This is a genomic window from Nocardioides astragali (assembly GCF_024436375.1).
GTDB lineage: Bacteria > Actinomycetota > Actinomycetes > Propionibacteriales > Nocardioidaceae > Nocardioides > Nocardioides astragali.
In genome coordinates this window covers 391498-417984 of the sequence record NZ_JAFMZM010000003.1, presented here as the reverse complement: position 1 = coordinate 417984, position 26487 = coordinate 391498, and the positions used below count along the sequence as shown (strand labels likewise).

Genomic DNA, 26487 nt, shown 5'->3' with positions numbered 1-26487 from the left:
CGCTGATGCTGTCACGTGGAAGTACGCCTTCTGAGCGAATCGGTTGTCTTCGGAGTGCGCCATCTCGGCTGTCCGGATGGCCGCAAGCCGAACCTCAACCGGCTATGGTGCAGGTCGCCCGGCGCTCTGATGCCCACGCGTCCCCGTATGCCCTGTCCGGAGTGGTTCCCGGTGACGGGGATGTCAACCGGCACGCCTCCTCCGCAAGTTCGCACGCTCATCGACGCCTTCGCACAGTCGAACACGGCCTACCGGCACCCGTCCGCAAGTCAGCTCTCCAGCCGCCACGCCAGTCGCCATCAATGTCGACTAGAACAAGGTTCTTTGGCCAAGATTCGCGCTGGCCAAGATTGGCTGCATCTCAACAACGGCGCTGGCTCAGCCCTGCGCCATGTCCACGAACCGCGAGTAGTGACCCTGGAACGCCACCGTGAGGTCACGGGTCGGGCCGTTGCGGTGCTTGGCGACGATGAGGTCGGCCTCTCCCGGGCGGGTCGACTCCTTCTCGTACACGTCGTCGCGGTGGAGCAGGATCACCATGTCGGCGTCCTGCTCGAGCGAGCCGGACTCACGCAGGTCGCTCATCATCGGGCGCTTGTCGCCTCGCTGCTCGGGACCACGGTTGAGCTGGGAGAGCGCGATGATCGGCAGCTCGAGCTCCTTGGCGAGGAGCTTGATGTTGCGGGAGAACTCCGAGACCTCGAGCTGGCGGGACTCGACCTTCTTGCCCGAGCTCATCAGCTGCATGTAGTCGATGACGATGAGCTTGAGGTCGTGGCGCTGCTTGAGCCGACGCGCCTTCGCCCGGATCTCCATCATCGTCATGTTGGGGCTGTCGTCGATGAACATCGGCGCACCGGAGACCTGCCCCATCTTGCGGGCGAGCTTCTCCCAGTCGTCGTCGCGCATCGTGCCGTTGCGGATGTGGTTGAGCGGGACCTTCGCCTCGGCCGAGAGCAGACGCATCATGATCTCCGAGCGCGTCATCTCGAGGCTGAAGAAGCAGCTCGTGAGGTTGTTGTGGATCGAGGCCGCGCGGCAGAAGTCCAGGGCGAGCGTCGACTTCCCCATGGCAGGCCTCGCCGCCACGATGATCATCTGGCCGGAGTGCAGACCGTTGGTGAGGTCGTCAAGGTCGGCAAAGCCGGTCGGCACGCCGTAGAGGCCGGCCTCGCGGTTGCCGATCATCTCGATCTCGTCGAGGACGCCGCTCATGATGTCGCTGAGCGGGGCGTAGTCCTCGCTCGCGCGTCGGTCGGTGACCCGGTAGACCTCGGCCTGGGCGCTGTCGACGACGTCGTCGATCTGACCCTCGCCGGCGTAGCCCAGCGCGGCGATCCGCGTGCCGGCCTCCACCAGGCGGCGCAGCACCGCCTTGTCGCGCACGATCTCGGCGTAGTAGCCCGCGTTGGCGGCGATCGGCACGTTGGCCGAGAGCGTGTGGAGATAAGGGGCGCCGCCGATGCGCTGGAGCTCGCCGCGCTTCTGCAGCTCGGCCGCGACCGTGATCGGGTCGGCCGGCTCGCCGCGGCCGTAGAGGTCGATGATCGCGTCGTGGATGACCTCGTGCGCCGGGCGGTAGTAGTCGACGCCCTTCAGCGTCTCGACGACGTCGGCGATCGCGTCCTTGGACAGCAGCATCGAGCCGAGGACGCTCTGCTCGGCGGCGTTGTCCTGGGGAGGAGTGCGGTCGCCCGCCGAGCGTGGAGAGCTGCCGGGCTCGTAGGCCGCGGGACCGTCGCCCCAGGCCTCGTCGGTGTCCCCCTCGAAGGTGACGCTCACCGGTGCTCCCCTCAGCTGTCCACTGCCCACGACGTTAGGGACGACCACCGACATCGACCACTGACGTCACCGCCAGGGCCGTACGCACGCGAGTCCCGGATCTCGATCCACTTCCGCGCGAGACCGTACGTGCTCCTGCCCACCATGGGAAGCCGACGACGACGAGTTATCCACAGGGTCTGTGGACAACCTGCGCACTCAGGTGGACGACACGCAGGTCGTGGTGCACACGGCGTGGAGCGACCTGTGGACAGAGGCCCTCATTGCGGGCTTCCCTAGCGTCTGACCTGCGCAAACGTCGTGCACACCCTGTGGACAGAAATCCCCACGCCTGTATGTCCGTTCATCTGTCCGCCATCTGGATGTTGCCTGTTGCTTTGTCGACACCGCGCTGCGGCCGCGGACACCGACCCCTCATCCACACGGCCATTCACAGGTAGTACCAAAGGGCCATGGACACCACTGCGCCCTCTTCGGTATGTGAGCGCGACAGTCGCTTGCCGAGTGGTTGTTCCTAGGGTGAACCTCGTGAACGCCATCGACCGGGAGATCTTGCGCCTGGCCGTCCCCGCGTTCCTCGCCCTCGTCGCCGAGCCGCTCTTCCTGCTCTCCGACGCCGCGATCGTCGGCCACCTCGGCACCCCGGAGCTCGCAGGCCTCGGCGTCGCCGCGGTGATCCTCCAGACCGTGGTCGGGCTCTGCGTCTTCCTCGCCTACGGCACCACGGCCAGCGTCGCGCGCCACCTCGGCGCCGGCGACCTGCGCGCCGCGCTCGCCCAGGGGGTCGACGGCGTCTGGCTGGCGATCATCATCGGCACCCTCGCCACGGTCGGCGGGATCCTGGCCACGCCCGCTCTGGTGGCCGCCTTCGACACCGGCTCGGAGGTCACGGGGCACGCCGAGACCTACCTCGCCATCGCGTTCCTCGGCACCACTCCCCTCCTGGTCATGCTCGCCACGACCGGCGTCCTCCGCGGCCTGCAGGACACCCGCACCCCGCTGCGCGTGGCCGTGGTCGGCAACGGCGTCAACATCGCGCTCAACCTCCTCCTCGTCTACGGCCTCGACCTGGGCATCGCCGGCTCCGCGATCGGCTCGGTAATCGCGCAGGTGCTCTCCGCCGGCTGGCTGGCGGCGGTCGTGATCCGCGCCGCCCGCGAGCACGACGCCCCGCTCTCCCCCGACCGCGCCGGCATCCTGGCCGCGGCCCATGCGGCGGTCGCGCTGGTCATCCGCACCCTGGCGCTGCGCGCGTGCCTGCTCGTCGGGACGTACGCCGTCACCCGCGTCGGCACCCAGAGCACCGACGTCAACGTCGCGACGCACCAGATCGCCATCACGCTCTGGACCTTCCTCGCCTTCGCCCTCGACGCGATCGCGATCGCCGCCCAGGCCCTCACCGGACGTGCCCTGGGCGCCGGCGACGTCGACGGCACCCGGGTGCTCACCCGACGGATGATCCGGTGGGGCTGGGGCAGCGGCATCGTCGCGGGACTGGCACTCGCCGCGATCGCCCCCTTCATCGGCGCGCTGTTCACCAGCGACCCCGAGGTCCGGGCGCTGCTCGTGCCGGTGCTGCTCGTGGTGGCCCTGGGGCAGCCGGTGGCCGGCGTGGTCTTCGTGCTCGACGGCGTGCTCATCGGGGCCGGCGACGGCGCCTACCTTGCCTGGGCCGGCCTCGTGGTGCTGGCGGCGTACGCCCCGGCCGCCCTCGTCGCCGCCACCCTCCCGCACGGACTCGTCGCCGTCTGGGTCGCGATGACGGTCGTCTTCATGGGTGCGCGCGGGGTGCTGCTCGGGATCCGCGCGCGCGGGGACAAGTGGGTCGTGACCGGAGCGAGCCTGACTCGTTGATCACGCGAACCGCCAGTGAGAGGCTTCCCGTTCTCACCGTGCGGCCACACCCTGGGGAGGGACCTTGAAGACCAACCATCGCCTCGCGGCGCGGCTCGGCCTCGCAGCGCTCGTCGCGGGAGCACTCGTGCCGCTGACCTCGAGTGCTGCCGGCGCCAGCCCGGGATGCACCGACGAGACCCACACGACCATCCCCAACCCGCTGCCAGGCCTGCCACCCATCGTGACGGGCGACGGTTGTGACGACGACACCCCGCCCGAGACGACGCTGTCGGCGTCCAGCACGCCCAACGCCGCCGGCCTCGTCAACGTCTCAACCATGACCTTCACCATCGGCTCGCAGGTCTCCGACGGCGACCCCGGCCCGTTCGGCCTCGAGTGCAAGCTGACCGGGCCCGCCCAGGCCCACGACTGGCGGCAGTGCGCCAGCCCCGTGACCTACTCCGGACTGCCGGACGGGTCGTACGTCTTCTCAGCCCGGTCCATCGACCTCGGCGACGCCGGTCGCAACCCCGACAACCCGCTGGTCCCGCCCACGACACCCGACGCCCCCGACCTCGACCCGACCCCGGCCTCGCTCTCGTGGGGGCAGGACACCAAGGCCCCGTTCGTCTTCGTCACCGGCACCACCTACGACCAGGACACCCCCACCCAGCCGGTCGTCACCACGCCGACGGTCCCGATACGGCTCAACAGCAGCGAGGCGGGCTCCTCGTTCGAGTGCACCGACAACGGCGCGCCGGTCGCCTGCTCGGCCGGGCGCTGGGAGCTCACCGACCCCGCGGCCGGACGGCACACCTTCTCGGCACGGACCATCGACCGGGCCGGCAACGCCAGCGCCTGGTCACCGCCGATCGAGTTCTTCGTGCCGAAGAACCTCACGCGCAAGCGCGGCTGGAAGAAGGAGCTCAACAAGCACTACTTCCGCGGCGACGCGCTGCTGGCCAAGAAGCGCGGCACGCGCCTGGTCCTGCCGCGCACCAAGGTCGGCGAGCTCCGGCTCATCGCCCCCAGCGGTCCCGGCCTCGGCAAGGTCCGGATCCGCGTGGGGCGGCGGGCGTGGCACGTCGTCAACCTCGCGGGGCCGAAGACCACGCTGCGCCAGTACGTCGTCATCGACCGCTACTCGGGGATCCGGGCAGGCAGGATCGTGATCGAGACCCTGAGCAACAAGCCCGTGGTCATCGACGCGGTCGTGGCCCGGCCGAACACCTTCCCGGCTGCGCAGTAGCCGTGTTCCGGGCTGTAGGCACGATCGTCGTACGCCACGGGCTGGCGGCAGCAGTGTGCGTCCTGGCCGTCGGTGGTTGTGCCGACACCCCTTCCCCTCCCGCCCCTGAGGAGTCCGCTGTGGACGAGAGCAACCCGTCCCCCCGCTCACCGGTCCCGGGCGCGGGATCTGGCGTGGTCCAGGAGGCCGTCGCCGACCTCACCGCCCGACTGGGCGTCGACCCGGCCGACGTCGAGGTCGTCGCGGTGGAGGAGGTCACCTGGCGCGACGGCAGCCGCGGCTGTGCCCAGAAGGGCGTCATGTACACGCAGGCGCTGATCGACGGCTCACGCATCACGCTCCGCGTCGGCGACACGACGTACGAGTTCCACTCGGGCGGATCGCAGCCGCCGGTGCTGTGCGAGCGGCCCACCGAGTAGTCCGCTGCAAACGGCTGGTCCGGAGGCTCCCCTCACCAGCCTTTTGCTACGGACTACCAACGGACGTGGCACGCACGACGGCCCGCCGCCTCCGAGGAGGCAGCGGGCCGTCGAGTGGTGCGTGGAGTCGCGGTCAGGCCGGGACGACGTTGAGGGCCACCGTGGCGGACACCTCGTCGTGCAGCTTGACCGTCACCTCGTGTGCGCCGAGGGTCTTGATCGGGTTGGTGACCACGATGGTGCGGCGGTCGACCTTCTCGCCCGAGACCTCACCGATCGCGTCGGCGATCTCGGAGGTGGTGACGGCGCCGAACAGGCGACCGCCCTCGCCGGCTCGGACCTTGACGTTGACCGGGTTGGCCTGGAGCTTGGTCGCGATCTCCTTGGCGTGGTCCTCGTCGCGCGCCGCGCGGGAGGCACGGGCGGTCTTGATCGACTCGATGGTCTTCTCGCCGCCGCGGGTCCAACGGATGCCGAGGCCACGGGGAACGAGGTAGTTGCGGCCGTAGCCGTCCTTGACCTCGACCACGTCACCGGGGGCGCCGAGTCCGTCGACTTCCTGGGTCAGGATGAGCTTCATCTTCTCCGCTCCTCTCAGCGACCGGTGGACGTGTAGGGCAGCAGGGCGAGCTCGCGCGCGTTCTTGACGGCGATGGCCACGTCGCGCTGGTGCTGGACGCAGTTGCCGGTCACGCGACGGGCGCGGATCTTGCCGCGGTCGGAGATGAACTTGCGGAGCAGGGTGGTGTCCTTGTAGTCGACACCGGTCGCCTTCTCCTTGCAGAACTGGCAGACCTTCTTCTTGGGCTTGCGCAGAATTGCCTTGGCCATTGTGGTGCTCCCTTTCAGTGAGCCCGGCCCTGAGGCAAATCAGGGACGGAATGGTGGGGTATTGATGAATGTGCTCAGGCCCCGCTCAGCGTCGGCGACTTCGTCGCCTCGCGCTGCGCGCGGCCAAGCGGATCAGAACGGGGGCTCGTCGTTGCCGCCGGAGACCCCGGGCGTGGCCCACGGGTCGTTGGGCGGGGTGGACTGGCCACCACCCTGGGGCTGACCCTGGGGCTGGGACTGGCCGCCCCAGGTGCTGCCACCCTGCGCGGGAGCCGGGCTGGCCCACGGGTCGTCGGCCGTCGCGGTCTGACCGCCACCGCCGCCCGAGTAGCCGGCGCCGCCACCGGAGTAGCCGCCACCGCCGCCGGAGCGGGTCGTCTTGGTCACCTTGGCCGATGCGGAGCGCAGCGACGGGCCGACCTCCTCGACGTCGATCTCGAAGACGGTGCGCTTCTCACCCTCGCGGGTCTCGTACTGACGCGACTTGAGGCGACCCTGGACGATCACGCGCATGCCCCTCGTGAGGGACTCGGCAACGTTCTCCGCGGCCTGCCGCCACACAGCGCAGGAGAGGAACAGCGTGTCGCCGTCCTTCCACTCGTTGCTCTGGCGGTCGAAGGTGCGCGGCGTCGACGCGATCCGGAAGTTGGCCACGGGCGCCCCCGAGGGGGTGAACCGCAGCTCCGGGTCGTCGACGAGGTTGCCGACAACGGTGATGGTGGTCTCGCCTGCCATGTCAGGTCTCCTAAAAGATGTCCTGCTGCTGTGCCGATGATCCGGGGGGTGCTCCCGGCGTGCTGCCCATCAAACAGGCAGCGACCGACAGCGTGAAGGGTGTTTCCACAGGACGCCACGATGGGCGACTCAGTGGGCGTCGGGACGCATGACCTTCGTGCGCAGGATCGACTCGTTCAGCGTGAGCTGGCGGTCGAACTCCTTGACCGTCGCGGGCTCGGCCGTCAGCTGGATGACGGCGTAGATGCCCTCGGCGTTCTTCTTGATCTCGTACGCCATCCGGCGCCGACCCCACACGTCGAGCGACTCGATCGAGCCACCGTCCTTGCGGATCACGTTGAGGTACTTGTCGAGCGACGGCTCGATGGTGCGCTCGTCGAGACTCGGGTCGAGGATGACCATCACTTCATAGGCACGCATAGCGGTCTCCACCTCCTCTGGGCTAGAGCGGCCACGGGCTTTCCGTGGCAGGAGGACTCTGCGTCCGCGGCGCGCGTCTGGTCGCACGCCACGTTGTTGCTGGTCGCCCGAAGGCAACCGGGGAAGACTACCAGCGGCCCGACCGGCTGCTGGAATCGGAGAGGACGGCTCCTCAGTCGGCCGAGCGGCGCACCGCCGCGAGCGCGACCCCGGCGATCGAGGCGAGCAGCGCGAGCCAGTAGCCGAACCCGTGGCCCTGGTCGATCATGTCGCAGACCTCGCCCCCGAAGCCGCTGTCGTCACAGCCGCCGCCCGGCGTCACGAAGAGCGCCAGGAGCGTGCAGACGGCAGCGAGCCCGAAGAGCGCGAGCACGGTCGTACGCACCGGGACGGGGAGCGTGACGCCGAGGATCTTGGCGACGAGGACACCCGCGCCGGCCAGGGCGCACAGGGCGCCGAACCATCCGAAGAAGCCGTGCCAGGCGTTGGCCGAGTCGCCGCCGAAGCCCTCCACGGACACCGTGTAGTAGGGCATCAGCGAGGCGAGGAAGACCAGCACGCCCGCACCGATGGTGGCGAGGTCGAGCCGGTCGGCACCCTTGAGGGTCGCCGCGGCGTCGCTGGCCGAGGTCGAGGAGGACGACGAAGACGAGCCGCTGGGCGGCGTGGACGCGGTGGGCGTGGGCTCGGCCGCGGGCTCAGGCGTGGGCTCGGTTCCGGGCGTGGACTCGGACATGGGTGTACTCCCCCGTTGGGGCCCCGCAGTCGGGGCCAGTCAGGCGTGAGGATCCCGCACGAAGCGGGGCGACGGCAATACGGCTGGCACGAGTGTCCAGACCGGGGCCTGTGGATGACCCGCCCGCGGGGCTCCTGGGCGGGCTAGCGTCGAGCGGTGCACCGCGTCGCCCCGACCCGAGCCGCGGCCCGAGCCTCCGCCCGATCCTCCGCGATGGTGGCCGGTCGCTACCTGCTGATCGACCAGATCGGCACGGGCGGCATGGGCTCGGTCTGGCGCGCGCACGACGTACGCACCCGCCACCACGTGGCCGTGAAGGTCCTGGGCCGGCACAGCTCCGCGGTCCTGGCGCGCTTCGTGCGCGAGCAGGCGATCCGGGTCCGCCACCCCCACGTGGTCGCGCCGCACGGATGGGCGGCCGAGGACGACCTCGTCGTGCTCGCCATGGAGCTCGTGTCCGGCGGCTCGGTCGCCGACCTGCTCCGCGAGCACGGTCCGCTCGACCCCGGCACCGTCGGCCTCCTGCTCGAGCAGCTGCTCATGGGCCTCGCGGCGGTGCACGCGAGCGGACTGGTGCACCGCGACGTCAAGCCCGCCAACCTGCTCCTGGAGGCCACCGGCGACGCGACGCCCCACCTGCGCCTGGGCGACTTCGGCGTGGCCGCCCCGATCGCGGACCGTCGGTTCACGACGGTGCCGGGAGCCATCGGCACCGACGGCTACATGGCGCCCGAGCAGGCCCGCGGCGCGTTGCCGGAGCCGACCCAGGACCTGTACGCCGTGGGACGGGTGGCGCTCGAGCTGATCACGGGCCTGCCGCCCTCCCGCCAGGGCGAGATCCCGTCGCACCCGCTGCGGCCGCTCGTCGAGCGCCTCCTCGTCGCCGACCCCGAGCAGCGGCTGGCCACGGCTGACGCAGGGCTGCGGCTGCTCCGCCGACTTCCGGTGCCGGCGCCGACCGGTCCGCCGGTGCCCGACCGCCTCGGCCCGCCCCCGCGCACCCGTCGTACGACCCGGGTCGGCGGCGATGTCGACTGGCCGGCGTGGGCGGCGGTCGCCGGCCTGGTCGGCGTGGTCGCCGGCTGTCTGTACGTCCTCCTAGGCTGGTGGCCATGACTGCTCCCGCCCTGTCCGTCGGCGCCCATGTCGAGCAGACCGACCCGATCGCCGAGGCGCTCGCGCGCGAGACGACCCTCGTGCAGTTCTTCCTCGGGGACCCTCAGGGCTACAAGGGTCCCGAGGTCCGTTTCGCCGGCGGTGCCGAGGCCCTGCGCGCGGCGGCAGAGGCGGCGGGCGTCGACCTCTACGTCCACGCCCCCTACATCGTCAACGTCGCCACGACCAACAACCGGATCAGGATCCCGAGCCGCAAGCTGCTCCAGCAGCACATGGACGCGGCCGCGCAGATCGGGGCCAAGGGTCTGATCGTCCACGGCGGCCACGTCAACAAGACCGACGACCCTTCGGTCGGCTTCGACAACTGGCGCAAGGCCGTGGCGGCGACGGACATCAAGGTCCCGCTCCTCATCGAGAACACCGCCGGCGGTGACAACGCGATGGCGCGCCACCTCGACCGGATCGCCGGCGTCTGGGACGCCATCTCCTCGGCGGAGGGCTCGGACCGGGTCGGGTTCTGCCTCGACACGTGTCACGCCTGGGCCGGCGGCATCGACCTCGGCGACGCGGTGGAGAAGGTCCGGGCCATCACCGGCCGGATCGACCTCGTCCACGCCAACGACTCCCGCGACGACTTCGGCTCCGGGGCCGACCGGCACGCCAACTTCGGCCAGGGACGCCTGCCGGCCGACGAGTTCGCCGCGGTGGTGCGTGCGGCGGGCGCGCCCGTCATCTGCGAGACCCCGGGCGGTGCAGCCGAGCACACGGCCGACTTCGCCTGGCTGCGCGAGCACCTCGAGGCGTGAGGATCGCGGCGGTCAGGCGACCGGCCGTGCGGTCACGACGACGTTGCTGAGGTAGGCCGTGCCGTCCCAGTCCTCGCAGGTGATGAGGACGAGGCGCGGCGGACCCGACTGCTCGAAGATGTCCGCACTCCTGCGGGCGAGCTCACCGCGGCCCAGCACGCTCACCGAGACCACGTCGTAGGCCAGCGCACCACGGTCGGTCCGCACCACCACCTCGTCGCCGGCAACCAGCTCATCGAGGTCGTCGAAGGCCCCGCCACCGGTGTGCACGGTGTGTCCGGTGAGGACGGCCGAGCCGGTCGAGGCACCCGGGCGCGCGCCCTGCGACCACCAGCCCACCTCCTGGGGGTCCGCGGGCGGGGTCAGCGCAACGCCCTCCAGCTGGATCGCGGAGACCACAGCATCCACTCCCAGCGCCGGTACGACGACGGACTTCGGTCGTGCGCTGCGCGCGGGCCAGGCCTTGGGCGACGACGGCGACCCCGCCTGGCTCATCTCGACCAGCGCGGCCGGACGCGGCCGGGACTGCTCGGGTGCGTCGGTGGCCACGTCGCTGCCGCCGCGCACCACGAGCAGCCCCGCCGCGACCAGCAGGGTGGGCGCTGCCACGAGCAGCACCGTCCCCAGCCGACTGCGTCGCGTGGGGGTGTCCTCAGCCACGGACGCGGACCCACCCCAGTCGGGCGGCCGTCCCGCCCACGAGCATGAGGAGCAGACCGAGAAGGGACTGCGTCAGCGAGATCCCGGTCGGGCTCGCCTCGCCGGTGGCTCCGGCGTTGACGGCCGTGGGCAGCTGCTGCTTGCTGGTCCCGAAGGCTTGGACGCCGAGCACCTCAGGGGCAGCGGTCTCCGGCAGGACCTCCGCGTTGGCCGTCTCCGGCAGGACCTCCGCGTTGGCCGTCTCCGGCAGGACCTCCGCGTTGGCCGTCTCCGGCAGGACCTCCGCGTTGGTCGACTGCGGCGGGGCCTGGGGGTTCGCCGGCTCGAGGAGGACCTCAGGTGCCTGCGGCGTGCTCGTGGTGCCGGGGATGCTGGGCGTCTCCGTCTCGGGCGTCTCGGGCGTCTCGGTCTCCGGGGTCACCGGCGTGGTCGGCGCGCAGCCCTCGACCCAGAAGACCTTGCTCTTGGTGTCGTTGCCGATCGAGCCGGGCGTCGCGATCGTGAGCTTGACGTGGTAGCCCTGCTGCGGGTGCGGCGCCCCAGTGAAGGACAGCGTGTACTCCTGGCGGCCGTCGAGCCCGGTCGGAGTGCCGGCGCCCGTGGCGGGGTCGCCGCCGACGAAGACCTGCGACGGTCCGCTGACCGTCATGCCGACTCCCGTGGTGGGGGCGTGCTCGGCGAACGACACCGTCGAGACGATGTCGGCGCCCTCGTCGAAGCCGTACCACTCCACGAGGAACGTGCATCCGACGTGAGGGGTGTTGTCGGGGATGCCGTCGAAGTCGCCGAGAGGGGCGATCTTGACGGTGCCGTTGTTGCCGGCCGGGTCGTGCGACGTCGACGGCTGCTGGTCCGGGTTGCCCTGGTCCGGGTTGCCCTGGTCCGGGTTGCCCTGGCCCGGGTTGCCCTGGCCCGGGTCGCCCTGGTCCGGGTTGCCCTGGCCCGGGTTGCCCTGGCCCGGGTCGCCCTGGTCCGGGTTGCCCTGGCCCGGGTCCTGCCGCTGTCCCTGCCCGGCGCCGTTGCCCGGCTCGGCGTGCGCGAGTGGCGCCGGAGCCATGGCGAAGGTGCCGAGGCAGAGCAGGGCGGCGACCCCGAGGCGGGGCGCGCGGTAGGTGCGGTGGCTGGTGGACATGTGGGTTTCCTCCCCTGCTGTCGACGCGACGCGGTGGCGCGGTCGAGCGATGGATCGATGGCGCGGTGGCGCCGTCGGCGAGTGCTGCCGCGAGATGACTTCCGGCTCCCGAGCGCCGGTACCCGTCCCGCACCGCCCCAACGACCCCGGGTCGGCTGGGCTATGCCGCCCCCCGTCCGTTGGGGTGAGCGGTTGACGAGATCTTGAGAGTCGGCAGTCACCCGCGTGGGAAAAAGTCGGGCTCGGGGTGCAACCGAACGGCGACGACCCACGTCTCTAGTCACAAGGGACCAGACACGGACGGGGGTCGTGTCTGGTCCCTTGTAGCCTTCCCAAGGTGACGACCCCTCTGACGCTGCGCCCGATCTCCGTGACCGAGCACCGCGACTTCATCGCCTCCCGGTCGTCCGCGAGCTTCCTCCAGACCCCGGCCTGGGCGGCCGTGAAGCCCGAGTGGCGGGCCGAGTCCGTGGGCTGGTTTCGCGACGCCTCGTCCCTCGGCTCCTCAACCCAAGGGTTTCGAGACGGCGAGCTCGTCGGGGTCGGGCTCGTCCTCCACCGCCAGCTGCCCAAGCTCAAGCGCTACCTCGCCTACCTGCCCGAGGGGCCGGTGATCGACTGGTCCGGCGACGACCTCGAAGCCTGGCTGGCGCCGCTCGTCGCGCACCTCAAAACGCAGGGAGCGTTCGCGGTCCGGATGGGGCCTCCGGTCGTCACCCGTCGCTGGTCGGCCGACCAGGTCAAGGCCGGGATCGCCGACGAGTCCGTACGACGCCTGGGCGACGTACCCCCGCTCGAGCGCTCGCAGGAGGGCGCGTGCGTCATCGCGCAGCTGCACGAGCTGGGCTGGCAGCAGCAGTCGGCCGAGGGCGGCTTCTCCGCGGGACAGCCGCAGTTCAACTTCCAGATCCCGCTCGTCGACGAGGAGGGCCAGCCGCGCTCCGAGGCCGACGTGCTCTCCGGGATGAACCAGCTCTGGCGCCGCAACATCAAGAAGGCCGACAAGTCCGGCGTCGAGGTCAACCTCGGTGCGCGCACCGAGCTCAAGGCCTTCCACGACCTCTACGCCCACACCGCCGAGCGCGACCACTTCACGCCGCGACCGCTGTCCTACTTCCAGACGATGTACGACGCCCTCAGCGCCGAGGACCCGGACCGGATCCAGCTCTGGATGGCGCGGCACGAGGGCGACCTGGTCGCCGCCACCATCGCGATCCGGGTCGGCACCCACTCCTGGTACTCCTACGGCGCCTCGTCCACCGAGAAGCGGGAGGTCCGTGGCTCCAACGCCGTCCAGTGGGCGATGATCCGCCACGCCCTCGAGGCCGGCGCACACGTCTACGACCTCCGGGGCATCACCGAGACCCTCGATGCCGACGACCCGCACGTGGGTCTGATCCAGTTCAAGGTCGGCACCGGCGGTCAGGCCGTCGAGTACGCCGGCGAGTGGGACCTGCCGATCAACCGAGCCATCTACAAGGCCTTCCAGCTCTATCTCGCGAGGCGCGGATGAGTCTGACGCTGTCCATCGACGGCGAGCGGTGGCGCCAGCACCTCCTCACGACGGTCGCCCAGCACCCCGGCATCATCCCCGTGGCGAAGGGCAATGGCTACGGCTTCACGGTGGCCCGGCTCGCGCGCCGGGCCCAGTGGCTGGACGAGCACGCGGCCGAGACGGGGGCGCGGCTCGACGTGCTCGCGATCGGCACCTACGACGAGGTCGAGCAGGCCGCCAGCCGCTACGACGGGGACCTGCTCGTGCTGACCCCGTGGCGCCCGTTCGGCCCAGCTCTCCGACTCGACGGGCGCACCGCCACGCGGGTGGTGCACACCGTGAGTCGCGCGGCCGACCTCGCACAGCTGCGTGAGCGCGACCCGGGTGCCCGGTTCGTGCTGGAGCAGCTCACCTCCATGCGCCGCCACGGCATGAGCCGACGCGAGCTCGCGACCGCGGCGGAGGCGCTGGAGGCAGACAGTGGCCGGAGCGGACTGCGCGGCGTAGCCATGCACCTGCCGCTCAACACCACGTCGCACCTCGGCGAGGTGAGCCGGCTCATCAACGACGTCGTCGCCTCTGGCCTGCCGACCCGCACCGTCTTCGTCTCGCACCTCACCCACGCCGAGCTCGCCCAGCTGGCGACGAGCTACCCGGACTTCACGGTGCGCCCGCGCATCGGCACCGCCCTGTGGCTCGGCGATCGCGGCGCCCTCACGGTCACGGCCACGGTGCTCGACGTGCACGACGTGGAGCGCGGTGAGACCTTCGGCTACCGCGGACGCACGGCGCCCAAGGGCGGGCACATCGTCGTGGTCAGTGGCGGGACGGCGCACGGCATCGGGCTCGAGGCACCCACCGGGGACCAGTCGCTCAAGGCCCGGGCGGCGACCCTGGCCCGCGGCGGCATGGACGCGGTCGGCTTCGTCCGCTCGCCGTTCTCCATCGACGGCAAGCAGCGACTCTTCGCCGAGCCGCCGCACATGCAGGCCTCGTTGCTCTTCGTGCCCTCAGGCGCGCGCGTGCCGCGCATCGGCGAGGAGATCGACGTCAGGGTCCGCTTCACCGCGACCTGTTTCGACCGCGTCGTCATCGACTGACGCGTCACGCACGACCGCCACGACCAGCCACACAAGGCCGACCACCCGCAGCAGGATGGCGAGCCAGTAGGCACGCGCGTCGTCGGCGACCGTCGGCACCAGCGCCTCGCCGACGTACCACCCGGTGATCACCCAGCTGACCAGGGTGAGCCCCTGCCAGAGGAGCAGGTCGCTCCAGCGGCGTACGGCGATCGCGGCCAGCGGCAGTGCCAGCAGGGCGTACTCCGGCGGGGCCGACGGGGCCACCACCAGCGCGGCGGCGAGCATGACGAGGCCCGCCCGGGCGCTCGCCAGCGCGGTCGGCCGACCGTCCCGCCGGACCAGCCACCACACGACCGCGGCCGCAGCGGCGAGGACGAGCAGCTGGACGACCCTCCGGGACGTCTGCGACCCACCCGCGCCGACCTGCTGGAGGAAGAGCCAGACGGAGCCGACATCGGGGTCCTCGACGCGAGCCCGGCCGGGGAGGGTGACCACGACGTACGCCGCGGCCGCAGCGAGCAGCGCGTCCACGCGGTCACGCAGTCGTCCGCCGAACGCGACGACGCCGACGAAGGCGACGGCCACCGGCAACGCGAACGCCGCCCCGATCCCTGCGCCGACACCGGCCAGCCAGCTGCGTCCGGTCGTCCAGCCCCACAGCAGCACCGCGACCCCGACCGCCGCGACGAGCTCCCACGAGAGCCAGTGCACGAGGAGCACGGGAGCCATCGCCCAGCCGGCACCCGCCCACGGTCGACCCGCGTCCACCCGGACGAGCAGGGCGGTGGCCAGCAGGGCGAGGGCGGCGAGGAGCACCGCGAGGGCGCCGGTCGTGGCGACGGTGCCCGAGCCCGGGAGGAGCTCGGCCAGCCGCACGAGCCAGGTGGTGACGTGGGGCGGGGTGCCGGCATCGGCCGAGGTGCCGGCGAGGTCGGTCCAGCAGAGCTCGGCGAAGGGCTGCCGCTCGTTGCCCCAGCCGGACGGAACGCAGGCGCTCTTGCCGAGCATGCCCGCACCGAGCACGACGGCGGTCACGCCCAGGAGCGCACGGGAGGCGTGCCACCAGCGGTGGCCGCCGGCATGGTCACCCAGCGGCCCCCCGATCACCTCCGACATCGCGGCGGCGAGCCGGTCGGTGCGGGTGGGTGCCTCGTGCTCCATCGGCCCGCTCAGGGTCGGGTGTCCAGGGCGCGCCACCGTGTCTCGGTCCGTCCAGAGGGGCCCGTGGGACCCGCCGCCGGGGTGGTCGGGCCCTCCGTCGGCGAGCTCGGGGCCGGCGTCGGCGGCACGGGGGTCGTCGGCACGGGTGTCGTCGGCGTCTCGGTCGGCGTCACGGTGGGCGTCTCCGTGGGCGTCACGGTCGGCGTCTCCGTGGGTGTCTCGGTGGGCGTCTCCGTCGGCGACTCGGTCGGCGTCTCAGGCTCCACGCCGCCGGTCTCGGTCGGCCGCTTGGTGGGCCGCTTCGTCGGCTGCGGCTCCGGCGGCGGGGTGTACTCGTGGCCCTCCTCGGGCGCATCGCCGTCGACGTAGACCGGCTCCGGGAACTCCTCCACCTCCATGCCCTCCATCACTCTCTGCATGATCGAGGTCCACGTCTTGGCCGGGTAGTTGCCGCCGAAGTAGCCGGAGCGGCCGTCGGAGCTCGTCGGCAGCCACAGATCTGCCCCATCGGGGCGGACCACGTCGAGGCCCTCCCGACCCCGGCCGCGGACGTACATCACCGACGTGGAGACCTGGGGCGTGAAGCCGACGAACCACGACGAGGACACGTCGCCGTCGTCGTTGGTGGCGGTGCCGGTCTTCCCGGCGACCGGACGCCCGAGCGCGAGGGCCTCGGTGCCGGAGCCCTCCTCGACGACCTGCTGGAGTGCGTAGGTCACGTCGGCGGTGATGTCGGGATCCACGGTCGCCTTGCTGCGCTGCTTGGCCTCGTAGAGCACCTTGCCGTCCTTGTCGACGACCTTCCGCACGACGTGCACCTCGTTGCGGGTGCCCTCGTTGGCGAGGGTGGCGTAGGCGTTGGCCATGTTGATCGGGCTGACCTGTGCGGTGCCGAGCGTGACGCCGACGTTCTCCTGGAAGTCGATGGAGCGGCGCGGGATGCCCCACCGCTCGCCCTCGTTGCCCGGGATGCCCAGATCCTCGGCGGCCTGGATGACCTTCTGGGGGCCGTCCTCCATCGAGTCGACCATGTCGACGAACGCGGTGTTGATGGAGTTCTCGGTCGCGGTGATCATCGAGACGGCGGAGCCGTAGTCCTCGTCGCCCTGGTTCTCGAACTCGGTGCCGGCGATGTCGATCGGGCTGTTGCCCTCGAAGGTGTCGTTGAGCGAGAAGCCGTCGCGGATCGCGGCGACGTCGGTCGCCGCCTTCATCGTGGATCCGGCCATGCCGCCGGCCTCGGCCCAGTTGATCTGGGACTCGAGGTAGTCCTGGCCGCCGTAGAACCCGAGCAGCGCGCCGGTCTTGGTGTCGACCGTGGCAGCGCCGATGTGCAGGTCCTCGTTGCCGGCGGCCCCCGGCAACCCGGCGTCGGGGCGCTGCTCGTCGACGGCCGCCTCGAGGTCGGTCATCACCTGGGGGTCGAAGGTCGTGGTGATCCGCAGGCCCCCACCGTCGATCTCCCCCTCGGAGGCGATCCCGCGGGCGAGGATCTCCTTCTTGACGAGGGCCAGCATGTGGCCGCGCTGCCCGCCGTACTGGCTCTGCGCGGCGACCTTCGGGAACTTCGGCAGCCGCTTGACCGCCTTGTCGCGCTGCTCGGTGGTGATGGTGCCCATCTCCGCCATGCTGTCCAGGACGTACTCGTAGCGAGCCTTGAGGTCTTCCTTGGCCTCCTTGCCGTTGGCCGGGTCGTACTGCGTCGGGTTGTTGAGCACCGTGGCCAGGACGGCCGACTCGCGCAGGCTGAGGTCGGCGGCCGGGTGGTCGAAGTAGGCCTTGGCCGCCGCTTGGATGCCGTAGGCGCCGCGGCCGAAGTAGATGGTGTTGAGGTAGCCCTCGAGCACCTGCTCCTTGTCGAGCTGCTGCTGGATCTTGAGCGAGACGATCGCTTCCTTGATCTTGCGCTTGTAGCTCTGCTCGCTCGTCAGGTAGAGGATCTTCACGTACTGCTGGGTGATCGTGGACGCACCCTGGCGGGCGTTGCCGCGGGCGTTGGAGAAGAGCGCGCGCAGGATGCCCTTGGGGTCGATGCCCTTGTCGGTCCAGAACGTCTGGTTCTCCGCGGCGACCACCGCGTCCTCGATCGACTGCGGCATCTCGCCGAGCGGGATCGACTCGCGGTTCTGGTCCTCGTAGTAGGTGCCGAGCTGCTGCTTGCCGTCCTGGTAGTAGACGAAGGTCGTCTGCGCCTGGAAGGCGTCGTTGGGCTTGGGGATGCTGATCGCCTGGTAGAGCACCACGATCGTGCCGGCCAGGACCAGCGCGCCGACGACGCCCAGGATGGCGACGACCTTGGCGATCTTGGCCGCTCGCTGCCGCGGCGTACGTCGTGGCTTGGGCCGGCGGGTCTGGGCCTTGCCGTCGGCCCGGCGCTTCTTCGCACTCACCGGGCAAAGGGTACGGGGAGGCACCCGCCAACCCGGATTCCTCGTTTGCAGATATATCGGTACGATAGGTCGCATGGCACGCCGTGGTGACACCATCGAGCTCGCAGTCCTCGGACTGCTGCACGAGGGACCCATGCACGGCTACGAGCTGCGCAAGCGGCTCAACCTGATGCTCGGCTGGGGTCGGGTGCTGTCCTACGGCTCGCTCTACCCCGCCCTCAAGAAGATGCTGCGCGCCAACCTCATCACCGAGGTCGTCGCCACCACGACGCCGACCACTCGGCGCCCCCGCATCGTCTACGAGGTCACCGAGGCCGGCAACGCAGAGTTCAACCGGCTCATGTCCGAGGTCGGCCCCACGGCGTGGGAGGACGGCAACTTCGACATCAGGTTCGCGTTCTTCTCCTCCACCGACATGGAGATCCGTCTCCGTGTCCTCGAGGGTCGCCGCTCGCGGCTCCAGGAACGCCTCGCGCGCGTCCAGGCCGAGCTGGAGCGGACCCAGGCCGAGGTCAACCGCTACGCCGCCGAGCTCCAGCGTCACGGGGTCGAGTCGGTGGAGCGCGAGGTCAGGTGGCTCTCGGACCTCATCCAGGCAGAGCGCGGCGGCGACGTCGCACCAGAAGCAACACCGTCAGCAGCAACACCGTCAGCAGCATCACCCACGGCACGGACCCCCGGCACCACCGGCGCCCCGGCCGCGAACGACTGACCACCAACCAGCCAGCACGACCGCAGAGAGAAGGAGAGCCCCATGGGTTCCGTACGAGTAGGAATCGTGGGAGTCGGCAACTGCGCCACCTCCCTGATCCAGGGCGTTGAGTACTACAAGGACGCGGACCCGACCGGCAGCGTCCCGGGGCTCATGCACGTCGTCTTCGGTGACTACCACGTCAAGGACGTGGAGTTCGCCGTCGCCTTCGACGTCGACGACAAGAAGGTGGGCAAGGACCTCTCCGAGGCCATCAACGCCTCCGAGAACAACACCATCAAGATCTGCGACGTCCCGACCCTGGGTGTCGAGGTCAAGCGCGGCCCGACGATGGACGGCCTCGGCAAGTACTACCGCGAGACCATCGAGGAGTCCGGCGCCGAGCCGGTCGACGTCGTGCAGGCGCTCAAGGACGCCGAGGTCGACGTGCTCGTCTCCTACCTCCCGGTGGGCTCCGAGGAGGCCGACAAGTTCTACGCCCAGTGCGCGATCGACGCCGGCGTGGCCTTCGTCAACGCCCTCCCCGTTTTCATCGCCTCCGACCCCGTGTGGGCCAAGAAGTTCGAGGACGCGGGCGTCCCGATCGTCGGCGACGACATCAAGAGCCAGGTCGGGGCCACCATCACCCACCGCGTGATGGCGAAGCTGTTCGAGGACCGCGGTGTCGTGCTCGACCGCACCTACCAGCTCAACGTCGGCGGCAACATGGACTTCAAGAACATGCTCGAGCGCGAGCGCTTGGAGTCCAAGAAGGTCTCCAAGACCCAGGCCGTCACGTCGAACCTGGTCGGCACGCTGGCCGGCGCCGGTGCCAACGACCGCAACGTGCACATCGGCCCGTCCGACTACGTCGCGTGGCTCGACGACCGCAAGTGGGCCTACGTCCGCCTCGAGGGCCGCGCTTTCGGTGACGCCCCGCTCAACCTGGAGTACAAGCTCGAGGTCTGGGACTCCCCCAACTCGGCCGGCATCATCATCGACGCGGTCCGGGCCGCCAAGATCGCCAAGGACCGCGGCATCGGCGGTCCGATCCTGGGTGCCTCGGCCTACCTGATGAAGTCCCCGCCCGTGCAGATGGCCGACGACCTCGGTCGCGCGGAGCTGGAGAAGTTCATCCGCGGGGAGTGACGGTCGCGGGCGTGTGACGCCCGCGTCCCACGGCCCTCCCAGCGGCCCCGCAGGTCCACGTCCCGGACATGCGGGGCCGCTGCCGTTGCGGCTGCTGCGTAACCCCGCTCACCGAGGACTCGTTCTCAGGTCACCGACGCGCGCCCGAACGCGTCCCCGTCACCGAGGAACCCGATGTCCCGATCCCGTCGGCTCGCGGCCACCATCCCCGCGTTCACAGCCGCCACCACCCTCCTCACCGGTTTGCTGACCGTCACCACGGTCGCCACCACCGGCACCGCCCAGGCAGCAGGCGCCACCAGTGCCGCTACCGCGTCCCCGACCGTCGTCTCCCAAGGAGCGATCGGCGGGCTCGAGGTGGAGAACTCGTTCGTCTCCGCTGTCGGCTGGGTCAAGCCTGGCGAGACCTACCCGTCGCGGATCATCGTCCGCAACACCTCGGCCCTGCCAGTGGCGGACGCCACCGTGGCCATCACCGCTCCCGAGGGAAGCACCATCCTCAAGGCGGGGACGACCACCGTCGGCGCGTCGAGCCACACCTGGTCCGTGGGCCTCCTCGCCCCCGGCGCGAGCCGTACGCTCGTGCTCGAGAGCCGCGCCGCCGATCTCGCCGAGCTCCCGAGCGTCGTGTGGCGTGACCTGTCCAGCACCGCCGACGTGAGCGTCGGCGGCGCCACGACCACCCTGACCAGCCACGGCCCCAAGGTCATCCCGCCGGGCTCGGAGTTCGACACCGCCCGCTACGGCGACCGTCCCTTCCCGGTGGTCCCGGTGGCCTACACCGACCGCGACTACATCGCGCACGACAGCACCCTCGACCAGGTCATCAACGACCCGGGCTACGAGGGCTCCACGTTCAACCTGTTCCAGGAGATGAGCCTGGGCCAGCTCTACCCCGAGGGCACGGTGCCCTCCACCGGCAAGGCGACAGCGGACTTCACCTACGGGCCCGGGTTCCCCTTCAGCAAGGCGCAGGTGGGCGGCACGTGCACCGGCGGCGCCACCGTCGCCGACAGCCCGGTCCCGGTTCAGGGGACCCCGCTCTACCCCGAGCGCATCCAGCAGGGCGTCTACCAGCTGCCCGGCAACACCGCCTACTACGGTGCGGACGCCAACGGCTCGGCCCTGACCGGCGCCGTCGCCGGCGTCGGCGCGCTGCAGGCGATCGACTCCGGCTGCGGCCCCGCGGGCAAGCTCGTCCACGACGCCGCGGCGATCGCCGACCCGGAGATCGACTACTCCGACTACGACACCGACAAGGACGGCGTCGTCGACTTCTTCATGGCCGTGTTCGCCGGCTGCGGCGGCAACGGCTCCTCGCAGCTCTCCGTCGCGGGATGCCCGCAGGAGTACGGCGTCGCGCCCTACGACAACGTGTGGCCGCACTCCTCGAGCCTGGAGTTCTACTACTCCGACCCCGCCACCGGTCTGCCCGGCTTCACGACCGACGACCAGCTCAAGGACCTCGAAGGCCGTCCCCTCTGGTACACCGACACCAGCTATTCCACGATGACGACGACCGACAAGGGCGACGCGCTCAAGGTCCTCGTCCGGGTCGGCCCCTACAACGTCAACCCCGAGACGGCGATCGACGCGGCCAGCGTCATCTCCCACGAGTACGGCCACTCCCTCGGCCTGCCGGACTTCTACTCCACCGGCAGCCGGGAGACCTACGGCGACTGGAACCTGATGGCGACCGACAAGTCGCACCACATCGACGCCTTCGGCCGCCAGGAGCTGGGCTGGGTGGTGCCCGAGGTGCTCGACTCCTCGCGCACCGAGACCGACATCCCCGACTCCAAGCAGGACACCGACACCATCACGTGGCAGACACCGGGCGGTGAGCCGTACACCCTCACCGAGGGCCAGGACGGTGTGGGCCGGGTGCAGAACTCCCAGATGTACGTCGCCAAGCTGCCGGGCCGCGTGCTCCTCGACCCCGCCAAGTTCGACACCGGCGACACGGCAACCGCGTCGCACACGTGGTGGTCGCGCTCGGGCAACGACTACGGCTGCGCCAAGGATCCGGGCAAGGGCCACAACATCGACGTCGCCGTGCCCGAGGTCGCGTCGCTCCCTGCGGGCACGACCCTCACCGCGGACTTCAAGTCGATGTGGGACATCGAGTGGGACTACGACTACGGCTTCGTGCTCACCTCCACCGATGGCGGCAAGAGCTACACGTCCAACCCGTCGGAGAACGGCTTCACCACGTCCAACACCGACGTCCTGGCCGGCAACCCCAACCAGAACGCGTGCCAGCAGCACTTCGACAACGGCATCACGGGGACGTCCGGCTCCTACGAGGCCGGCTCGGAGGCCGTCGACCGCAAGGCCGGCAACACCCCGGACATGGTCTTCCTCGCCGACAGCTACGACGTCTCGGAGCTCGTGGGTGCCGCCAGCCCCGTGCTGCGGTTCAGCTATGCGACGGACCCGGGCCTGGCCCGACCCGGCTGGTTCATCGACGACCTCACGATCACGGCAACGCTGCCCGACGGCAGCAAGCGGGTCATCTACGGGACGGACTTCGAGACGAGCGGCGCTCCGGAGGACCCACGCATCTTCAACGGTGGCTGCCGGGCCGACGGCCCCGGCGGGCAGTGCACGCAGGGCTGGCAGTACGTCGCGGCCGGCGCGGAGGGACCCTCCGACCACGCCTACTACCTGGAGATGCGCGACCGCTCCGGCTTCGACCTCGACGGCAACGGTCAGATCGACCGGGAGCCGATCGCCTTCGCCTCGGGCTTCTACACCGCCTACACCGACGAGGCCCATGGCTACGGCAACGCCGGGACCGACGACCCCCCGGCGCAGTCGCCGCTCGACAGCCAGCCCGAGCCCGGGAGCAACACCCCAGACCTCTCCGACGCGGCCTGGACCGACGTCGAGGGTGACTCCTCCTTCTCCGACGGCGGTGACGGCTGGACCGACAACTACGCGGACCCCAGCAGCGCGTCGGGCAACTGGGAGTTCCGCTGGGACTGCCTGGCCTTCGACGTGCTGGACATGAGCGGCAACGGCGACGGGACCGTCGCGGGCGAGGGCCCGCAGGAGGCCGACGGCGACCTGACCGGGGACGTCGCCTTCACCATCGGTGAGGGCTGCGGCACCTACGACTACGGCTACGACGACGAACCGGTGCCGCCCGCCAACACCGCGCCCGAGGCGACGGCCACGGCCACCCCGACGACCGGGGCACCGGGAACCACGGTGCGCCTGGACGCCTCGGGCAGCACCGACGCCGAGTCGCCGGGCAGCCTCACCTGGTCGTGGGACTTCGACAACGGCGGTCCCACCAAGGACGCCGAAGGTGCGGAGGTCGACCATGTCTTCGGCCAGCCCGGGACGTACGACGCCACGGTGACCGTCTCCGACGCCGGCGGCCTCACCGACACCGCGACGGTGCGCATCACCATCACGGAGGCCGGCACCACGACGCCGCCCACCCCGGGCAACCCCGGCACTCCTGGGAACACGGGAACTCCCGGCCAGGGCGGTGAGCCCACCGTGACCACGACCTCGGTGCCACCGGCCGACCTCCCCCGGAGCCACCCCTGCCAAGGGCGCTCGGTGGGCCACCTCGGCAGCTGGCGCGTCGTGAAGGGCCGCGCGCCCGGCGGCTCGTACTGCGACAACCGCGGCACGCGACCCGGCCGCGACGTCCTCCGCCTGGGCTTCCGGGGCGACTCGGTCGGAATCGTGTTCGGTCGCGCGAGGCGAGGGGGCAAGGCCGTCCTGTTCATCGACGGTGAACGGGTCGGCGCGATCTCCTTCGCGGGCAGGAGGTCCCGTCCGCGCCTCGACCGCTACGCCGTCATCAGCGGCCTCGGTGAGGGTCGGCCCCACCGGCTGCGGGTCGTGGTGAGGCGGGGCACCGCGTTCGTCGAGGGCTTCCGCACCGTCGACTGACCCGCCCCCGCTGCGGTAACGCCGGGTCCGTGCTCGTACCCACCCATGAGCGTCAGGGTGGCTCACAGAGGTTTGGACTGCTCCGATCTGTGGCACCTTCCTCACGTGCCCATGTGCGGGCACTGCGAAGGAGAAGGAGACAGCCGTGGGGGTGGGCACCGGCCCGGAGGCCGTGTACGCCGAGATGACGTCGGGGCGCTCGGCAACGATCCGGTCCGTCGGCGCCGACGTCGGCGATGCGATGTCCCAGGTGCGCGAGAGCATCGAGCTGATCCGCTACGCGCAGGACCGTCCGGAGTGGGACAGCGACGAGGCGCGCCGCTCCTACAACATGCGTGCGTGGGCCACCCGGGCCTCGGCCGAGGTGTGCCTCAACCGGCTCAACCGGGCCAGGCTCGCCGTCGAGATGGCCGCCGACGGCTACGAGGTGATGGAGCGGCAGGCGGACGACGAGATCGGTGCGTACCGCCGGGCCAAGCCCTACGCCACGGACGCCCTCACGATGTTCCTCCTGGTCTACCGCGCGACCAACAACCTGCTCGTCGTGCGCAGCACGTACTCCGACACCCTCGACGCCGCCCGCGACTTCCTGCACACCGACCCGTTCACCACCGGGGAGCAGGACTGGCTCGAGCTCGGGCTGGTCAGGTCGATGCTCCGCGACCTCGACGACGGCACGATGCCGGGACCGGTCATCCCGGAGACGCTGGCCGGCGGTCAGGACGACCGCGCGTGGACCCCGCAGGGCCTCGGCTACGACCCCGCGACCGGCCACCTCCTCCAGACCAGCTACGAGGAGGTCGTCGACCCGGTCACCGGCGAGACGACCTACCTCTCCCAGCTCAGCATCATCGACGCCGACACCGGCGAGCTGGTCAACACAGTCGAGCTCGGCGGCGGCCGCGGCGCTCCACCCGACCACGCCGGCGGCGTGTTCGTCCACGACGGCACCGTGTGGGTCGCCTCCAGCTCCGACCCCACGCAGGTCGTGCCGTACTCCCTCTCCGACCTCACCCACGCGTCCCCGACCAGCATCGTGCACCCGAGCGACAGCCCCACGACGGTCGGGGCGAGCGCCGCGACCACGGTGAGCGGCGACACGATGTACGTCGCCTCGCACGACGAGTCCGGGGAGGGCGTGATGTACACCTACACGTGGGACCCGGCGACGAAGCAGTGGACCGGCGAGCAGGGCCCGTTCCCGACGCCCCCGCAGGTGCAGGGCATCGCGGTCCGTGGCAACGAGATCGTCTTCAGCACCTCGCGCGGCCGCGAGCACGGCAGCACCCTGCAGAGCTACGACCTCGGTGACGTGACGGGCGGGGGCAGCCTGCCCAACCCGCTGCGGACCGTCGCCCTGCCCAACATGTCGGAGGGCGTCGTGCTGGGGCCGGACGGCATCCTGACCACCTACGAGTCGGGCTCGTCCGCCTACGTCGACCCCAACGGCAACCACCCCTCGGAGCTGTGGTCGTCGATGTTCATGACGATCACCCCCTACGACGACCTCGGCCTCTCGGGACAGGTGCAGGTCGTCCCGGCGTCCCTCCAAGCGGCGAGTGGCTGGTTCGTCGAGGCGGAGCGGGGCCTCGACAAGGCCGAGAGACGCGTCGCGCGGCTCAACCTGCCGCCCTCCAGCCTGGGCACGGTGCCGTCCGCCTCGGCACTCGTGTCCACCGCCGACACGCACCTCGAGACCACGGCCACGTGGATCGGCGAGTCCCGGATCTCCTCCGAGGTGACCGCCACGGGCCTGATCGCGGCGGCCAACGACTACGAGGAGGCCGATTCGCGCAGCGACGGTCTCTTCGGCTGGCTGCAACGATTCGTGTCATGAGCCGACGACGTGGCGCTGCCCTTACCGGACTGGCGTGCCTGGTCCTGCTCGCCGGCTGCACCGACGACGACCCGGGTGCCGGGGGTGTGGACTCCTGGCCGACCACCGAGACGCCGGTCGACGCAGACGGCCTCGTCTGGGCCTCCGGCAGCGAGGTCCACCTGCCCGACGGCACCACCATCGACACCGGCGACCTGGCCGGCGCCTACGTCGTGGCCGGGCCGGGTGTCTGGTTCGCCTCGGCAGAGCCGGGCGATCTCGAGCAGAACGGTCTGCCCGAGCTCAGGCTGGCCACACCCGACGGCGTCGAGGGGACCGGTGCCCACCCGGGGATCGGCAGCCTGACGACCACGCCCGACGGCCGCTGGCTCGCCTTCGTCGACCGGGTCGACGGCGGCGCCGGGGCCGCCGAGGCCGTGGTCGTCGACCTGTCGAGCGGCGAGGAGGTCGTCCGCAGCGACGAGGGCCTGGTCCCCGACGACACCGGCGACATCGACTGGACCGACCTCTACGAGGACGCCCCGGTCACGATGCTCGGCATCGTCGGGGACACGGCGTACGTCCGGGGCCTGGGCGAGGTGCTCGCCCACGACCTGTCGACCGGCGAGGTGGAGTCGTTCGACCTGTCGGGCACCGACCTCGTCGAGCAGGAGTGGTTCCGCACGCTCCACCCCCCGGCGCCCCTGTGGAACGCCGCCCGGTCGTGGAGCATCCTCGCCCAGGACTTCTCCGAGCCCGTGACGGTGCTGGAGTCGGCCGGGGGCGAGCGTGTCACCACCTCCGTGCCGGTTAGCACGGCCACGCCCGACGGCCCCCGACTCGAGGAGTGGGTCGTCGGCGGTTGGCTGGACGACGACACGGCCGTCGCGATCACCCCCTCGCAGGACGGCCGCGACGAGTCCTGGACCGTGCCCGCGCTGCTGACCTGCGGGGTGCCGTCCGGCGAGTGCACCGTGCTCCCCGGCACCGAGGCCGGGGTGAACCTGCCGGTCGACCGGCCCTTCGGCGTCCCGCGCGAGCGCTCCCTCGAGCCGAGCTGAGCCTGAAC

Annotated in this window: 22 protein-coding genes; 12 read left to right on the top strand and 10 right to left on the bottom strand. The window is 70.9% G+C overall.

All coding sequences use genetic code 11. The features are described from left to right. Positions 1-378 precede the first annotated feature (378 nt). Positions 379-1782: a replicative DNA helicase gene (gene dnaB, locus J3P44_RS11095; protein ID WP_255890402.1), complete on the bottom strand. Its 1404-nt coding sequence runs from the start codon at positions 1780-1782 to the stop codon at positions 379-381. 528 nt (positions 1783-2310) lie between these two features. On the opposite strand from dnaB, the gene J3P44_RS11090 reads away from it, so the two are divergent. The 3 genes from J3P44_RS11090 to J3P44_RS11080 all read left to right on the top strand — a co-directional run bounded on the left by J3P44_RS11090 (position 2311) and on the right by J3P44_RS11080 (position 5286). After that, positions 2311-3636 (top strand): MATE family efflux transporter, encoded by a 1326-nt coding sequence (locus J3P44_RS11090; protein WP_255890401.1) that lies wholly within the window; start codon positions 2311-2313, stop codon positions 3634-3636. A 64-nt stretch (positions 3637-3700) separates the two neighbouring features. Further along, entirely contained in the window at positions 3701-4867 is a 1167-nt protein-coding gene (locus J3P44_RS11085) for a hypothetical protein (protein ID WP_255890400.1), read from the top strand. A gap of 119 nt (positions 4868-4986) precedes the next feature. Then, positions 4987-5286: a DUF8738 domain-containing protein gene (locus tag J3P44_RS11080; protein ID WP_255890399.1), complete on the top strand. Its 300-nt coding sequence runs from the start codon at positions 4987-4989 to the stop codon at positions 5284-5286. 133 nt (positions 5287-5419) lie between these two features. On the opposite strand, the gene rplI is transcribed toward J3P44_RS11080, so the two are convergent. From rplI to J3P44_RS11055, 5 genes are all read right to left on the bottom strand, one after another. Further along, positions 5420-5866, bottom strand: a complete 447-nt coding sequence (gene rplI, locus J3P44_RS11075; RefSeq protein WP_255890397.1) for a 50S ribosomal protein L9 — start codon at positions 5864-5866, stop codon at positions 5420-5422. A 14-nt stretch (positions 5867-5880) separates the two neighbouring features. Further along, positions 5881-6117: a 30S ribosomal protein S18 gene (gene rpsR / locus J3P44_RS11070; RefSeq protein ID WP_056603689.1), complete on the bottom strand. Its 237-nt coding sequence runs from the start codon at positions 6115-6117 to the stop codon at positions 5881-5883. 132 nt (positions 6118-6249) lie between these two features. Then, positions 6250-6852 (bottom strand): single-stranded DNA-binding protein, encoded by a 603-nt coding sequence (locus J3P44_RS11065; protein ID WP_255890395.1) that lies wholly within the window; start codon positions 6850-6852, stop codon positions 6250-6252. 129 nt (positions 6853-6981) lie between these two features. Next, positions 6982-7272, bottom strand: coding sequence for a 30S ribosomal protein S6 (gene rpsF, locus J3P44_RS11060; RefSeq protein ID WP_209950535.1), 291 nt, complete (start codon positions 7270-7272; stop codon positions 6982-6984). A gap of 172 nt (positions 7273-7444) precedes the next feature. After that, positions 7445-8008: a hypothetical protein gene (locus J3P44_RS11055; RefSeq protein ID WP_255890393.1), complete on the bottom strand. Its 564-nt coding sequence runs from the start codon at positions 8006-8008 to the stop codon at positions 7445-7447. Between the two features lie 156 nt (positions 8009-8164). On the opposite strand from J3P44_RS11055, the gene J3P44_RS11050 reads away from it, so the two are divergent. Both J3P44_RS11050 and J3P44_RS11045 read left to right on the top strand, forming a co-directional pair. Next, the gene (locus J3P44_RS11050; RefSeq protein WP_255890392.1) at positions 8165-9124 is read left to right on the top strand and encodes a serine/threonine-protein kinase; all 960 of its coding nucleotides are present in this window, start codon (positions 8165-8167) and stop codon (positions 9122-9124) included. Further along, a complete protein-coding gene (locus J3P44_RS11045) occupies positions 9121-9930 on the top strand; it encodes a deoxyribonuclease IV (RefSeq protein ID WP_255890391.1) in 810 nt (269 codons plus the stop codon). The genes J3P44_RS11050 and J3P44_RS11045 overlap by 4 nt, the downstream gene beginning before the upstream one ends. 12 nt (positions 9931-9942) lie before the next feature. Here J3P44_RS11045 and J3P44_RS11040 read toward each other — a convergent pair whose 3' ends face one another. Both J3P44_RS11040 and J3P44_RS11035 read right to left on the bottom strand, forming a co-directional pair. Then, positions 9943-10590 carry a class F sortase gene (locus J3P44_RS11040; RefSeq protein WP_255890390.1) on the bottom strand — a complete coding sequence of 216 codons (648 nt, stop codon included), beginning with the start codon at positions 10588-10590 and terminating at the stop codon, positions 9943-9945. Next, positions 10583-11722, bottom strand: coding sequence for a hypothetical protein (locus tag J3P44_RS11035; RefSeq protein ID WP_255890389.1), 1140 nt, complete (start codon positions 11720-11722; stop codon positions 10583-10585). The genes J3P44_RS11040 and J3P44_RS11035 overlap by 8 nt, the downstream gene beginning before the upstream one ends. 337 nt (positions 11723-12059) lie before the next feature. On the opposite strand from J3P44_RS11035, the gene J3P44_RS11030 reads away from it, so the two are divergent. Continuing rightward, on the top strand, positions 12060-13235 hold the full coding sequence (locus J3P44_RS11030; RefSeq protein ID WP_255890388.1) for a lipid II:glycine glycyltransferase FemX: 1176 nt from the start codon (positions 12060-12062) through the stop codon (positions 13233-13235). After that, positions 13232-14317 (top strand): alanine racemase, encoded by a 1086-nt coding sequence (locus tag J3P44_RS11025; protein ID WP_255890386.1) that lies wholly within the window; start codon positions 13232-13234, stop codon positions 14315-14317. The genes J3P44_RS11030 and J3P44_RS11025 overlap by 4 nt, the downstream gene beginning before the upstream one ends. Here J3P44_RS11025 and J3P44_RS11020 read toward each other — a convergent pair. Continuing rightward, positions 14228-15460, bottom strand: coding sequence for a glycosyltransferase family protein (locus J3P44_RS11020; protein ID WP_255890385.1), 1233 nt, complete (start codon positions 15458-15460; stop codon positions 14228-14230). The two genes, J3P44_RS11025 and J3P44_RS11020, sit on opposite strands and share 90 nt — an antisense overlap. An 8-nt stretch (positions 15461-15468) precedes the next feature. Continuing rightward, positions 15469-17850 carry a transglycosylase domain-containing protein gene (locus J3P44_RS11015; protein WP_255890384.1) on the bottom strand — a complete coding sequence of 794 codons (2382 nt, stop codon included), beginning with the start codon at positions 17848-17850 and terminating at the stop codon, positions 15469-15471. 73 nt (positions 17851-17923) lie between these two features. Here J3P44_RS11015 and J3P44_RS11010 point away from each other — a divergent pair, with 73 nt between their 5' ends. From J3P44_RS11010 to J3P44_RS10990, 5 genes are all read left to right on the top strand, one after another. Then, complete coding sequence (locus tag J3P44_RS11010) at positions 17924-18562, top strand: PadR family transcriptional regulator (RefSeq protein WP_255890383.1); 639 nt, start codon at positions 17924-17926, stop codon at positions 18560-18562. Positions 18563-18604: 42 nt separating this feature from the next. Then, positions 18605-19690, top strand: a complete 1086-nt coding sequence (locus J3P44_RS11005) for an inositol-3-phosphate synthase (RefSeq protein WP_255890382.1) — start codon at positions 18605-18607, stop codon at positions 19688-19690. A 174-nt stretch (positions 19691-19864) separates the two neighbouring features. Beyond that, positions 19865-23602, top strand: a complete 3738-nt coding sequence (locus J3P44_RS11000) for a PKD domain-containing protein (protein WP_255890381.1) — start codon at positions 19865-19867, stop codon at positions 23600-23602. A gap of 145 nt (positions 23603-23747) precedes the next feature. Further along, a complete protein-coding gene (locus tag J3P44_RS10995) occupies positions 23748-25439 on the top strand; it encodes a YncE family protein (RefSeq protein ID WP_255890380.1) in 1692 nt (563 codons plus the stop codon). Next, entirely contained in the window at positions 25436-26479 is a 1044-nt protein-coding gene (locus tag J3P44_RS10990; RefSeq protein ID WP_255890379.1) for a hypothetical protein, read from the top strand. The genes J3P44_RS10995 and J3P44_RS10990 overlap by 4 nt, the downstream gene beginning before the upstream one ends. Positions 26480-26487 lie beyond the last annotated feature (8 nt).